The 12,835-nt window shown below is 73.9% G+C and carries 14 protein-coding genes; 8 read left to right on the forward strand and 6 right to left on the reverse strand.

Going from position 1 to position 12,835, the window contains the following annotated elements; translation table 11 throughout:
• Positions 1-267 precede the first annotated feature (267 nt).
• Both AB0E62_RS31940 and AB0E62_RS31945 read left to right on the forward strand, forming a co-directional pair.
• Positions 268-1,449 carry a saccharopine dehydrogenase NADP-binding domain-containing protein gene (locus AB0E62_RS31940; RefSeq protein WP_362201667.1) on the forward strand — a complete coding sequence of 394 codons (1,182 nt, stop codon included), beginning with the start codon at positions 268-270 and terminating at the stop codon, positions 1,447-1,449.
• Positions 1,450-1,535: 86 nt separating this feature from the next.
• Positions 1,536-1,724 (forward strand): hypothetical protein, encoded by a 189-nt coding sequence (locus tag AB0E62_RS31945; RefSeq protein ID WP_362201670.1) that lies wholly within the window; start codon positions 1,536-1,538, stop codon positions 1,722-1,724.
• Here the strand turns inward: AB0E62_RS31945 and AB0E62_RS31950 are convergent.
• Positions 1,688-2,431, reverse strand: coding sequence for an endonuclease V (locus AB0E62_RS31950; RefSeq protein WP_362201672.1), 744 nt, complete (start codon positions 2,429-2,431; stop codon positions 1,688-1,690). The two genes, AB0E62_RS31945 and AB0E62_RS31950, sit on opposite strands and share 37 nt — an antisense overlap.
• 58 nt (positions 2,432-2,489) lie before the next feature.
• On the opposite strand from AB0E62_RS31950, the gene AB0E62_RS31955 reads away from it, so the two are divergent.
• Positions 2,490-2,786, forward strand: a complete 297-nt coding sequence (locus AB0E62_RS31955; protein WP_362201675.1) for a YciI family protein — start codon at positions 2,490-2,492, stop codon at positions 2,784-2,786.
• A 9-nt stretch (positions 2,787-2,795) separates the two neighbouring features.
• Here AB0E62_RS31955 and AB0E62_RS31960 read toward each other — a convergent pair whose 3' ends face one another.
• The gene (locus tag AB0E62_RS31960) at positions 2,796-3,134 is read right to left on the reverse strand and encodes a plasmid stabilization protein (RefSeq protein ID WP_362201677.1); all 339 of its coding nucleotides are present in this window, start codon (positions 3,132-3,134) and stop codon (positions 2,796-2,798) included.
• A 209-nt stretch (positions 3,135-3,343) separates the two neighbouring features.
• Between AB0E62_RS31960 and AB0E62_RS31965 the strand changes: the two genes are divergently transcribed.
• The 4 genes from AB0E62_RS31965 to AB0E62_RS31980 all read left to right on the forward strand — a co-directional run bounded on the left by AB0E62_RS31965 (position 3,344) and on the right by AB0E62_RS31980 (position 7,819).
• Entirely contained in the window at positions 3,344-3,760 is a 417-nt protein-coding gene (locus AB0E62_RS31965) for an SsgA family sporulation/cell division regulator (RefSeq protein ID WP_362201679.1), read from the forward strand.
• Between the two features lie 307 nt (positions 3,761-4,067).
• Positions 4,068-5,693, forward strand: a complete 1,626-nt coding sequence (locus tag AB0E62_RS31970; RefSeq protein ID WP_362201682.1) for an ABC-F family ATP-binding cassette domain-containing protein — start codon at positions 4,068-4,070, stop codon at positions 5,691-5,693.
• Positions 5,694-5,824: 131 nt separating this feature from the next.
• The gene (gene ddaH, locus AB0E62_RS31975) at positions 5,825-6,601 is read left to right on the forward strand and encodes a dimethylargininase (RefSeq protein ID WP_362201685.1); all 777 of its coding nucleotides are present in this window, start codon (positions 5,825-5,827) and stop codon (positions 6,599-6,601) included.
• 243 nt (positions 6,602-6,844) lie between these two features.
• Complete coding sequence (locus AB0E62_RS31980) at positions 6,845-7,819, forward strand: acyl-ACP desaturase (RefSeq protein ID WP_362201688.1); 975 nt, start codon at positions 6,845-6,847, stop codon at positions 7,817-7,819.
• Between the two features lie 25 nt (positions 7,820-7,844).
• Here the strand turns inward: AB0E62_RS31980 and AB0E62_RS31985 are convergent, their stop codons facing one another.
• The 4 genes from AB0E62_RS31985 to ligD form a co-directional block, all read right to left on the reverse strand.
• A complete protein-coding gene (locus tag AB0E62_RS31985; protein ID WP_030618234.1) occupies positions 7,845-8,090 on the reverse strand; it encodes a WhiB family transcriptional regulator in 246 nt (81 codons plus the stop codon).
• Positions 8,091-8,471: 381 nt separating this feature from the next.
• Entirely contained in the window at positions 8,472-9,548 is a 1,077-nt protein-coding gene (locus AB0E62_RS31990) for a LacI family DNA-binding transcriptional regulator (protein WP_362201692.1), read from the reverse strand.
• A gap of 90 nt (positions 9,549-9,638) precedes the next feature.
• Positions 9,639-10,592, reverse strand: coding sequence for an ornithine cyclodeaminase family protein (locus tag AB0E62_RS31995; RefSeq protein ID WP_362201695.1), 954 nt, complete (start codon positions 10,590-10,592; stop codon positions 9,639-9,641).
• 34 nt (positions 10,593-10,626) lie between these two features.
• Entirely contained in the window at positions 10,627-11,646 is a 1,020-nt protein-coding gene (gene ligD, locus AB0E62_RS32000) for a non-homologous end-joining DNA ligase (RefSeq protein WP_362201698.1), read from the reverse strand.
• A gap of 73 nt (positions 11,647-11,719) precedes the next feature.
• Between ligD and AB0E62_RS32005 the strand changes: the two genes are divergently transcribed.
• Positions 11,720-12,802 (forward strand): ATP-dependent DNA ligase, encoded by a 1,083-nt coding sequence (locus AB0E62_RS32005; RefSeq protein ID WP_362201701.1) that lies wholly within the window; start codon positions 11,720-11,722, stop codon positions 12,800-12,802.
• The last annotated feature ends 33 nt before the right edge of the window (positions 12,803-12,835 follow it).

Raw genomic sequence — 12,835 nt, forward strand, 5'->3', positions numbered from 1 at the left:
CACAAGACCCAACGAGCAAGCGCTTAGCCAAGTGCCCGGCACGTCGGCCATCATCCGAACGAGTGAACGCCTCCCGTCCCGGCCCCACCGTGTGCGCGGCGCCGTCCGGCCCGCCGCGGCGCGTGCGTCGCCTCCGGCCGGTTCCGCGCGATCCGGGCTACGGCCACCGCTGCTCCGGTCCGGTCCACGGACCGCGCACTCCTCACGCTAGCCTCGGCCACCGACAGCGGCGCGGGCTGCGCCGGGGGTCTGTGGACAAGGGGTGACATGAGCGGCATTGACAGGACCGGACGGCCCTACGACCTCGTGCTCTTCGGAGCGACCGGCTTCGTCGGCGCGCTCACGGCCCGCTATCTCGCCGAGCACGCTCCCCAGGGGCTGCGCTGGGCGGTCGCCGGCCGCGACGAACGGCGGCTGGAGCGGCTGCGGGAGAGCCTGCCCGGCGGCGGCGAGGGCATCGGTGTGCTGCGGGCCGACGTGCGCGAACCGGCCACCCTGCGCGCCCTCGCCGGACACGCGCGCGTGGTCGCCACGACCGTCGGGCCGTACGTGCTCCACGGCGAGGAACTCGTCGCCGCCTGCGCCGACCACGGCACCGACTACCTGGACCTCACCGGCGAGCCGGAGTTCGTGGACCTGATGTACGTCCGGTACGACGCACGCGCGCGCGAGACGGGCGCGCGCCTGGTGCACGCCTGCGGCTTCGACTCGGTGCCGCACGACCTGGGGGTGTACTTCACGGTGCGGCAGCTGCCCGAGGGCGTACCGCTGACCGTGGACGGCTATGTGACCGCGGACGCGGCCTTCTCCGGCGGCACCCTCGCCTCGGCGCTGAACCAGCTGTCCCGGAGCGGGCGGATGCGGGCCGCCGCCCGCGAACGCGCCCGGCACGAGCCCCGGCTGCCGGGCCGCCGGGTGACGGCGCCGCCCGGCGCGCCGAGGTTCGCCCCCGAGGCCGGCGCGTGGGCGCTGCCGCTGCCCACCATCGACCCGCAGGTCGTGCGCCGTTCGGCGCGGGCGCTGGAACGGTACGGCCCGGACTTCCGCTACCGCCACTACGCGGCCGTACGGCACCTGCCGGTCGCCCTCGGCGGGGCCGCCGCCGTCGGCGCGCTGGCGGTCGCGGCCCAGCTGCCGCCGCTGCGGCGCCGGCTGTCGGACCTGCGCCGGCCGGGTGACGGTCCGAGCCCGCAGAAGCGGGCGGAGAGCTGGTTCCGGGTGCGGTTCGCCGGCGAGGGCGGCGGGGAGCGGGTGTACACCGAGGTCGCGGGCGGCGACCCGGGGTACGACGAGACGGCGAAGATGTTCGCCGAGGCCGCACTGTGCCTGGTCTTCGACGAACTGCCGCCGACGGCCGGTCAGGTGACCACGGCCGAGGCGATGGGCGACGCCCTGACCGGCCGGCTGCGCGCGGCCGGGATCACCTTCCGGGTGGCGGCGCGACGCTGACCGGAACACGTCGGTCCCGGCCTGCCCGCGGGCACCCGGCTGCGACGATGGGTCCCGACCGGAGCGGCCGAGGAGGCGGAACGTACGTGAAGTTCGTGCTGGAAGTGACTGTGGACGACGGCGTGGAGGCGCCGGACCGGGCGCGCGAACTGGAGCGCATCCTGCGCTACTGGGGCGGCAACCTGCGCCACTACGCCCTCGAACCCGGCGACGGCTCGGCCGTCCACGACTCGGCGTATCAGGAGGTGGGCGCCTGGCGCGTCGTGGCGTCCTGACCATCGGCGCCGGGCAGGCGCCCCGCCGCCTCGCGCAGGGCCCGCCGGCACAGGGCGTCGGCCCGGCGCGTGGTCTCCGGGAGCCGGTACCGGGGGGTCAGCGCGAGGGTGTGCGCCAGGGCGCCGGGCAGGCCGACGCGGTGGCCGACGGAGACGAAGACCGGTTTGACGCCGTCCCGGGTGCGCAGGGCGCGGCCCACCTCCTCGCTCCCCGCCAGCAGCGGCGCGGAGCTGCCGCGCGCCGGTCCGGGGTCGTCGTAGGCGAAGGTGAACGGGTTCTTGGCGACGCCGATGACCGGCAGGCCCGTGAGCACCCCGAGGTGGCTGGCCAGGCCGAAGCGGCGCGGGTGGGCCAGGCCGTAGCCGTCGCACACCACGAGGCCGGGCGGGCCGGGCAGCCGGTCCAGGGCGGCCAGTACGGCCGGGAGCTCCCGGAAGGCGAGGAGACCGGGCACGTACGGGAAGGAGACCCGGCCGACGGCCGTCGCCTCCGCGACGACGTCCAGGGTGGCCGCGTCCAGCACCACGGCCGCCGCCGCGACCAGGTCCAGGTCGTCGTCGTAGGCGACGTCGACCCCGGTGACCCGGCCCGTCCCGGGCGGCGGTCCGGGCTCGTCGAGCACCACCCGGCCGCGCAGCTCGTCCTGGACGGCGCGGGCCTCCTCCTCGGTCGCGGGCCAGCCCGCGGGTACGCCGACGATCGTCACGCGGGTGACTGTACGGGTACGCCGGTCACCGCGGTGGGGCGGGGGTAGGGTCGTGATCATGTTCGTCCTCGAGCTGAGCTACACCGCGCCCCTCGAAGCCGTCGACGCCGTGCTGCCCGACCACGTGGTCTGGCTGGAGCGGCAGTACGACAAAGGCCTCTTCCTGGCCTCCGGACGCAAGAACCCCCGCGACGGCGGGGTCATCCTGGCCGTCGCGGGGGACCGCGCCGAGATCGAGGAGGTCGTCGCCACCGACCCGTTCGTCACCGCCGGGGTGTGCTCCTACCGCGTCATCGAGTTCCTCGCCACGAAGACGGCCCCCGAGCTGGAGCGGCACCGGCAGACGCTCGGCTGAGCCGGCGGGTCACCCCTTCTTGCGGTCCAGGGCGCGCTGCAACTGCTCCTTGTTCATGTGCGAACGGCCTTCGATGCCGCGCTGCCTGGCCTCGTTGTACAACTGGTCGCGGGTCGGGCCGTGCGAGCCGGCCCGGTTGCCGGACCGCTGACCGCCGCGCTTGCCGGACGACATGTCCTGGGTCGAGGTGCGGCTGGCGGTCTTGGACTCGCCGGAGCGGGCGCGTTCCTTGTTCACCGTCCGCGCGGCGATCTCCTTGGCGCGCCCGGTGCTCTCGCCCCGGTCCTGCGCGCTCTTCTTGATGTGCTCGTACTGGCGTTCGCGCTTGGGGCTGGAACCGGCTGGCATGATCGCTCCTTTCCTTCACGGCACAGGACGAGTACCCGCCCGCGGCGCGTTCACGTCACCGGACCGGCCGCCGTCCGGGCCCATGCATGAACGCGGTGACCGAGGTCACTCGGTCCGGGTGTGCACGCACCGGCCGTTTCCGTCGTCTCTCCCAGTGCCGGGTGTGGGCGCATCCGGGCGCAGTCCAGCCGTCACGAGGGAGCAAGGCGTTGTCCACCGTCATCGAGCAGCCCGTAGAGGCCCGACTCGTCGCCGCCGCACCGCGCATGCCGAGCATTCCCGCCACGCTGCGCTACGACCGGCGCGACCCGTTCGCGGTCCGCATGACCTTCCCGGCGCCCGCCACCCTGGAGGGCGTCGACGTGTGCTGGACCTTCGCCCGCGAGCTGCTGACGGCCGGGCTGGAGGAGGCCGCGGGCCAGGGTGACGTGCGGGTGCGGCCGTACGGGTACGACCGCACGGTGCTGGAGTTCCACGCCCCGGAGGGCACCGCGATCGTGCATGTGCGCTCGGGCGAGATACGGCGGTTCCTCCAGGCGGCGGGCGAACTGGTCCCCGTCGGCCGGGAGCACCTCCAGCTCGACCTGGACCACGGCCTCGCCGAGCTGATGCGGGACGCCTGCTGAACGGCACGCGCGCCGTGGGACGCCAGGGGCCCTCGGTCCCATAATCGCGTTGACAGCCTTCCCCGCCTCTCCTACGGTGTTCAGCGGTTCTGTTGCCGTCGATCGGAGAGAGACGTTGCTCGTCTGAGGTCCTGAGACACCGCGTCGCACCTGAGGTGTGCGTGGCGTACGACGACCTCGGCGTCCGAGCCGTCCCCCTGGCACAGGCCCTTCTCTCCGTGGCCCTCCGTGCCCGGCCCCCCGGTTTCCGCCTCGTGGTGTCTCGATACGCGTCCACCCGAACGCCACACCCTCGCGAGGCGCCCCTATGTCTGCTTCCCTCACCTGCACCTCCCTGTCCTTCGCCTGGCCCGACGGCACCGCCGTCTTCGACGGCCTGGACATCGCGTTCGGCCCCGGCCGGACCGGGCTCGTCGGCGTCAACGGATCCGGCAAGTCCACGCTGCTGAAACTGCTGGCCGGGGAACTCGCCCCGGCCGACGGCACCGTCAAGGCGACCGGCGAGACCGGCTACCTGCCGCAGAACATCACCCTGGACACCGCGCTCCGCGTCGACCAGGCCCTCGGCATCGCCGAGCGGCGGGCCGCCCTGCACGCCATCGAGGCGGGCGACGTCTCCGCGGAGCACTTCGAGACCGTCGGCGACGACTGGGACGTGGAGGAGCGCGCCCTGGTCACCCTCGGCGAGCTCGGCCTCGGCCACATCGGCCTGGACCGGACCGTCGGGGAGGTGTCCGGCGGCGAGTCGGTGCTGCTGCGGCTGGCCGCGCTGCTGCTGCGCCGCCCCGACATCCTGCTGCTCGACGAACCCACCAACAACCTCGACCTGTACGCGCGCCGGCGGCTGTACCAGGCCGTCTCCGCCTGGCCGGGCGTCCTGGTCGTGGTCAGCCACGACCGGGAACTGCTCGACCTGGTCGACCAGATCGCGGACCTGCGCGCGGGCGAGGTCGGCTGGTACGGCGGCAACTTCTCGGCCTACGAGGAGGCGCTGGCCGTCGAGCAGGAGGCGGCCGAACGCATGGTGCGCGTCGCGGAGGCGGATGTGCGCAGACAGAAGCGGGAACTGTCCGACGCCCAGCTGAAACTGGCCCGCCGCAAGCGGTACGGCCAGAAGATGTACGACTCCAAGCGCGAACCGAAGATCGTCATGGGGGCCCGCAAACGTGCCGCCCAGGAGTCCGCCGGCAAGCACCGCATCCTGCACGAGGAGCGGCTCGCCGAGGCCAGGGAACGGCTGGACGAGGCGGTGGAGGCCGTACGGGACGACGACGAGATCCGCGTCGAACTGCCGTACACCGCCGTGCCGCCCGGCCGGCAGGTGCTCACCCTGGAGAACCTGGAGACGGCCTGCCACGCGCGCGTGCCGGGCACCCTCGAGCTGCGCGGCCCGGAGCGGATCGCGCTCGTCGGCCGCAACGGCTCCGGCAAGACGACGCTGCTGCGGACCGTCGCCGGTCAGCTGGCTCCACTGGCCGGCACGGTGACGGCGCACGTGCCGCTCCGCTTCCTGCCGCAGCGGCTGGACGTACTGGACGACGAGCTGTCGGTCGCCGAGAACGTGGCCCGGTTCGCGCCGGAGGCCACCCACAACCGGATCCGGGCCCGTCTCGCCCGCTTCCTGTTCCGGGGTGCCAGGGCCGACCGGAAGGCGGCCACCCTCTCGGGCGGCGAGCGGTTCCGGGCGGCCCTGGCGGCGCTGCTGCTCGCCGAGCCGGCACCGCAGTTGCTGCTGCTCGACGAGCCGACGAACAACCTGGACATGGCCAGCGTCCGGCAGCTGACCCAGGCCCTGGGGTCGTACGAGGGCGCGCTGCTGGTCGCCAGTCACGACCTGCCGTTCCTGGAGTCGATCGGGATCACCCGGTGGCTGCTGATGGAGGGAGGGGAGCTGACCGAGACGACCCCGGAGGCGCTCGCGGAACCGGCGTGACGGGGCGGCCGGGCCGGGCCGGCGGCCGGGGTTTGGCCCCGGCCCGAAGCGCGCTGCATGATGACGGACCGGCGCCGGGTGACCGGCGCCGGCCACCGCACCATCGCCCCGACCGATACGAAAGGCCCGTCGTGCCCAGCAAGAAGGCCCTCGTCCGCCGCCCCAGCCCCCGCCTCGCCGACGGCCTGGTGACGCACATCGCGCGGGAGAAGGTCGACGTAGGACTCGCCGTGGAGCAGTGGGAGGCCTATGTGGCGGCGCTGCGGGCGCACGGCTGGGAGACGGTCGAGGTCGAGCCGGCCGACGACTGCCCGGACTCGGTGTTCGTCGAGGACACCGTCGTCATGTTCCGGAACGTGGCGCTGATCACCCGTCCGGGTGCCGCCGCCCGGCGCGCGGAGACCGCCGGTGTGGAGGAGGCCGTGGCGGGCCTCGGCTGCTCGGTGAACTGGATCTGGGATCCGGGCACGCTGGACGGCGGTGACGTCCTCAAGGTCGGCGACACGGTGTACGTCGGCCGCGGCGGGCGGACCAACGCGGCCGGTGTGCAGCAGGTGCGGGCGGCCTTCGAACCGCTGGGGGCCCGGGTGGTGGCCGTACCGGTGAGCAAGGTGCTGCACCTGAAGTCGGCCGTGACCGCGCTGCCCGACGGCACGGTGATCGGGCACATCCCGCGGGTGGACCGGCCGTCGCTGTTCCCGGGGTTCCTGTCGGTACCGGAGGAGTCCGGGGCGCACGTGGTGCTGCTGGGCGGCGGCAAGCTGCTGATGGCGGCGAGCGCCCCGCGGACGGCGGAGTTGCTGACCGACCTCGGTCATGACGTGGTGACGGTCGACATCAGCGAGTTCGAGAAGCTGGAGGGCTGTGTGACCTGCCTCTCCGTGCGCCTGCGGGAGTTGTACGCCTGACGGGTGATCCTTGTTCCCTCCGGCAGCCCCGGGACCTGCGGGTCCCGGGGCTGTCCGGCAGGTGCGCGGGGCGTGTCGGCAGTCGTGTCGCTGCCAGCTGATCAGCGGTTCTTTACCGCCGCCTTAGCCTACGGCTTCGTAACCTACGGGTTCGTAGCCTACGATCACGTAGGTTTCCGGCACCGCTCGCCGGGCCGTTCCCTTTTCACCCCGCCCTTTGTCCGGCGTCCCCCTGGAGTTCCTGTGACGATCACTTCCCCGCACCTCGGCAGCCCGTCCGTCTGGACCGACGCACGGCTTCTGTACGCACTGGAGGAAGTGGTCGAGAACGAACTGAACCGGCATCTGAAGGTCGCCAAGGACTGGATGCCGCACGAGTACGTGCCGTGGAGCGACGCCCGTAACTTCCCCGGTCTGTTCGAGGACGGCGAGGCCTGGGAGAAGGGGCAGTCGAAGGTGACGGACGTCGGCCGTGTCGCCCTCGTGGTCAACCTGCTCACCGAGGACAACCTGCCGAGCTACCACCACGAGATCGCCACGCTGTTCGGCCGGGATGGCGCCTGGGGCACCTGGGTGCACCGCTGGACGGCCGAGGAGGGCCGGCACGGCATCGTGATGCGCGACTATCTGCTGGCCTCGCGCGCGGTGGACCCGGACCAGCTGGAGCGCTTCCGCATGGCGCACATGAGCGAGGGCTTCGAGTCCGACAACCGGCACTCGATGCTGCACTCGATCGCCTACGTCGCCTTCCAGGAGCTGGCCACGCGGATCTCGCACCGCAACACCGGCCACCAGTCCGGAGACCCGGTCTGCGACCGGATGCTGGCCCGCATCGCGACCGACGAGAACCTGCACATGGTGTTCTACCGCAACCTGCTCAAGGCCGCCTTCGAGCTCGCCCCCGACCCGACCATGGAGGCGGTCCGGGACGTCGTGGTGAACTTCCGCATGCCCGGCCACGGCATCCCCGGCTTCGAGCGGGCCGCCGCCCAGATGGCGATCGGCGAGGTGTACAACCTGCGCATCCACCACGACGACGTGCTGCAGCCGGTGCTGCGCTTCCTGAAGGTCCTGGAGATCGACGGTCTCGGCCCCGAGGGGCGCAGGGCGCAGGAGGAACTCGGCCTGTTCCTGGGCGGGCTGAACGCGGAGGCCTCGAAGTTCGACGAGAAGCTGGCCGCGCGCAAGGCGCGGATGGCGGCGCGCGCCGGGAGCTGACCGCCCCGCGCCCGGGCCGGGGCGGTCAGCGGGCGGTACGCCTCAGGGCGAGGCGTTCCTTCTCCGACAGACCGCCCCAGACGCCGAACCGCTCGTCGTGGGCGAGCGCGTACTCCAGACAGGCCGGGCGCAGCTCGCACATGGCGCAGATGCGCTTCGCCTCGCGCACCGAGCTGCCGGGCTCGGGGAAGAAGAAATCCGGGCCGGTCTGTGCGCACAGCGCCTGTGCCTGCCAGGTGTCGTCGGCCGGGGTGATGGTGTCGATGTGCATGGCCAGGAGCCTGCCCCGGGCAGAAAAACGTTCGATCAACGCCGGCTCAACGACGGGCCCGGGGCCGCCGGCCGCCCCGATGATGCCCCTTCGCTCGCGACGCGCGCACGGCGGCGCGCGGGACGGTACGAAAATCCGGCCCCCCGGGGAGGCGCGTGCCCGTGCGGTGCCCCGGCGGCCCTCGTCAGTGGCCGGTGCCGGACTCGGCGGCGCACAGGACGGGCCCTGGCGGGGAGGCCGAGATGCGCACGGCGCGCCCGCTGGTGCGAAGCGGCGGTCACGGTGCCTTCGGGTCGGGCGGCCGGGCAGGTTCGCCGATTCGGACGGGGCCCGGTCAGCGGTGATCGGATCGGGCCGTCCGCCGGCCGAGCCGCGGGCGGGTCACGCGGAGGCGCGGCGTATCAGGGTCGTCGGCAGGATGACGCCCTTTCCCCGCGCGTCCGGCGCGCCGGCCGTCGCGGCTCCCCGGTCCCGGCCGCCGGACAGGCCCTCCAGCAGCAGCCGGGCCATGAGCCGGCCCATCTCCTCGATGTCCTGACGCACCGTCGTCAGCGGCGGATCGGTCTGCTCGGCGACCGGCGCCATGTCGTCGAAGCCGGCCACGGCCACGTCCTCGGGCACCCGCCGGCCGCTCTCGCGCAGCACCCGCAGGGCGCCGAGCGCGGTGAGGTCGTTGGCGGCGAACACGGCGTCGACGTCCGGGCAGCGGGCCAGGAGTTCGCGCATGGCGCGCTCGCCGCCGGCCGGGGTGAAGTCGCCCTCCACGACCAGCCGGGGATCGTACCCGCCGGGCGCCTCGGCGACGGCGTCCCGGTAGCCGTCGAGCCGGTCCACCGCCGAGGTCTGGTCCAGCGCCCCGGTGAGGTGGGCGACACGCCGGCGGCCGAGGTCGAGCAGGTGCCGTACCGCCGTCCGGGCCCCGCCCCGGTTGTCGCAGTCGACGTACACCACGCCGGGCCCCCGGTCCGCGTCGTCCGTGCCCCAGTGGGGGCGTCCGCCGAACACGGTGGGCACGCCGGCGGCGCGGATGAGGCCGGGCAGCGGGTCGTCCAGGTGCAGGGAGAAGACGAGCGCGCCGTCGACATGGCCGCCGGCGAGATAGCGGGCCACCCGCGTGTGGTCGGCGCGGCCCTCGGTGAGCAGCAGCACCAGCTGGTTGTCTTGCGCGGTCAGCTCCTTGCTGATGCCGCGCAGCTGGAGCGCGAAGAAGGGGTCGGCGAAGACCCGGCTCCCGGGCTCGGCGACGACGACCGCGACGGCGTCGTGGCGCCGGGTCACCAGGCTGCGCGCCGCCTGGTTGGGCACGTAGCCCAGCTCCGCCACGGCCCGCCGGACCCGCTCGGCCAGCGGCTCGCGGACCCCGTCGCCGCCGTTGACCACCCGGGACACGGTGGCCCGGGACACCCCGGCCCGCGCGGCCACGGCCTCCAGGGTGGGACGCGGCGCTGCCTCGGTCACTTCGGGACACCCCCTCCTCGGCGGCCGGCCCTCAGGATAGCCGCGGGGCGCCGCCCCGGCCGGGGCCGTGATCCACCGGAGCCGGGCGGCTCAGCCGAGCAGGTCGACCGCGGTGCCGGCGCCCCGGCGCTCCGCCTCCCGGAACGCGTGCCAGGCGAGCGCGAGGTCCTGCCAGGGCAGCCCCACCGGGGCGTACACCGTGCGCTGCCGGGAGGAGGTCCGGCCGGGACGGGTGCCGCGCAGGATGTCGGTGAGGGTGGCGTCGGCACCGGCGCGGGTCAGCTCGGGGGCCGCCAACGCGCCTGCCCGGGCGGCCAGTTCCGGGTCGTCGACGACGAGGAGCGCCGCGTCCAGCAGGTCGGCGGCGAGTTCCCGCTTGCCGGGCTCGTCGGTGCCCAGGCTGGTGAAGTGCTGTCCGGGGCGGGTGTCGCCGAGGGCGAGCAACGGGGTGCGGGACCAGGTGGCGAGCAGGACGGCGTCGGCCGCCTCGGCCACCGCCCGGGCCGAGCCGAGCACCCGGCCGCCGTGCCGGGCGGCGAACGCGGCGGCCCGCGCCGGGTCGGTGTCGTGGACCACGAGGTCCCGCACCCGGCCCCCGGCCGCCCGGGCCTCGGCCGCCAGGCCGCGCAGCGTCGACTCGGCCTGCGCGCCGGCACCGACGACACCGAGGACCCCGTACCCGGTCGGCGCCAGCAGCCCGGTGCCGAGGGCGGCGGCCAGTCCGGTGCGCCAGGCGGTGACGGTGGCGGAGTCCAGCAGCGCGAGGAGTTCCCCGTCGGTCCCGGAGTGCAGGCAGATCACTCCGCGCAGGGCGGGCCGGGCCCCCGGGAACTTGGCGTTGACCTTCACGGTGTAGGCGTCGACGCCGGGCAGCAGGCCGGGGATGAGCGCGGTGGCGGTGCCGGGGAACGGCAGGTCGGTGCGGACCCGTTGCCCGGGGACGGACACCGCGCCGGCCGTGCGGAAGCCGTCGCGCAGCGCGGCCAGGCAGGCCGCCGGGTCCAACAGCAACTCCAGGTCGCTCCGGGTCAGTACGCGGGTCATCCCGTCATGATCCCTCACCCGTCCGGGCGCGGGTTCACTCCGGCGGTCTCCGGCGGGCCCGGCTCGGCTGGACGCGGGTGGGCTCGCCGGGCATCTTCGGGTACTCCGGCGGGTACGGCAGGTCGCCCAGGCCGTGGTCGTGCTCGTCCCGGCGGGCCAGCTCCAGCAGCGCGTCCAGGGAGTGGGCGTGGTCGTCCATGCCGGCGTGCACGTCGCCCAGTTCGGCGAACCGGGCCGGCATGGTGGCCAGGTCGAAGTCGCGGGGGTGGGCGACGCCGACCTCCTCCCAGCGCAGGGGGGCCGAGACGGGGGCGTGCGGGCGGGGACGCACCGAATAGGCGGAGGCGATGGTGCGGTCCCGGGCCGTCTGGTTGTAGTCGAGGAAGATGCGGCGCCCGCGTTCCTCCTTCCACCACTTGATGGTGACGTGCCCGGGCATCCGGCGTTCCATCTCCCGGCCGACGGCGATCGCCGCGCGGCGCACCTGGGTGAAGGTCCAGCGGGGTTCGATGGGCACGAAGACGTGCAGGCCCCGGCCGCCGGAGGTCTTCGGCCACCCGCGCAGTCCGCCGAACTCCTCCAGTACCGCGCGCAGTTCGTGGGCGGCGCAGGCCGCGTCATCATAGTCGGTGCCGGGCTGCGGATCGAGGTCGATGCGGAGTTCGTCGGGGTGGTCGACGTCGGTGGCACGGACCGGCCAGGGGTGGAAGGTGAGGGTGCCGTACTGGGCGGCCCACACCACGGCGGCCTCCTCGGTGGGGCACATCTCGTCGGCGCTGCGCCCGCTGGGGAAGGTGATGTGGGCGGTCGGGATCCAGTCGGGCATGCTCCTGGGCGCCCGCTTCTGGAAGAACCACTCGCCGCCGACGCCGTCCGGATAGCGCTCCAGGGTGGTGGGACGGTCACGCAGGGCGCGCAGGATGCCGGGGGCCACCGAGGCGTAGTACCGGGCGAGGTCCAGCTTGGTGAAACCGCGCTCCGGGAAGAACACCTTGTCCGGGCTGGACAGCCGTACGGTCCGGCCGCCCACCTCCAGTTCCACCGCATCGCCCATGCGGCCACCGTAGGCGCACCCCGCACACCCCGCACACCGGGCGAAGCCGTATGCGTGCGCGCAGAATCGAGGCATGGATCTGCCCGTCATGCCGCCCGTCAAGCCGATGCTCGCCAAGTCGGTGGCGAGGATCCCGCCGGGGATGCACTACGAGGCGAAGTGGGACGGCTTCAGGTCGATCGTGTTCCGTGACGGGGCCGAGGTCGAGCTGGGAAGCCGCACCGGCAAACCGCTGACCAGGTACTTCCCCGAGCTGGTCGAGGCGCTGAAGGAACGGGTGCCCGAGCGGTGCGTGCTGGACGGGGAGATCGTGATCGCGCGCGGCGGGCGGCTGGACTTCGACGCGCTGACCGAGCGCATCCATCCGGCGGCCTCCCGGGTGCGGATGCTGGCCGAGAAGAACCCGGCCTCCTTCGTCGCCTTCGACCTGCTGGCCCTGGACGACCACGCCCTGCTCGACGTGCCCCTCACCGACCGCCGTGCCCTGCTGGACCGGGCGCTCGCGGACGCGACCCCGCCGGTGCACGTGGCCCCCTCGACGGCCGACATCGAGGTGGCCCGGCGGTGGTTCGAGCAGTTCGAGGGCGCCGGACTGGACGGGGTCGTGGCCAAGCCGCCGGGTCTGCGCTACCTCCAGGACGAGCGGGCCATGTTCAAGGTCAAGCACGAGCGGACGGCGGACGTCGTCGTCGCCGGGTACCGCCTGCACAAGAGCGGGCCGGTGGTGGGCTCGCTGCTGCTGGGGCTGTACGACGAGGGGGGCCGGCTCCAGCACGTCGGCGTGTCGGCCGCGTTCTCCATGCAGAGGCGCGCCGAGCTGGTCGAGGAGCTGGAGCCGCTGCGGATGGACGACGTCTGGGGGCACCCGTGGGCCGCCTGGGCCGACGAGGCCGCGCACGAGACGGCCCGGCTGCCGGGTGCGCCGAGCCGCTGGTCCGGGAAGAAGGACCTGTCGTGGGTGCCGCTGCGTCCGGAGCGGGTGGCCGAGGTGGCCTACGACCACATGGAGAACGGACAGCGGTTCCGGCACACGGCCCGCTTCCGCCGCTGGCGCCCGGACCGTACGCCGGAGAGCTGCACCTACGCCCAGTTGGAGGAGCCGGTGCGCTACGACCTCGCGGAGGTGCTCGGCGAGAAGGGCCCCGGGTCCGGCTGAGCGGCCTCGCGCGCCCCGTACGCGGCGCGCGAG

It is taken from the genome of Streptomyces sp. NPDC038707 (assembly GCF_040636485.1).
In the GTDB taxonomy this organism is placed as follows: Bacteria; Actinomycetota; Actinomycetes; order Streptomycetales; family Streptomycetaceae; genus Streptomyces.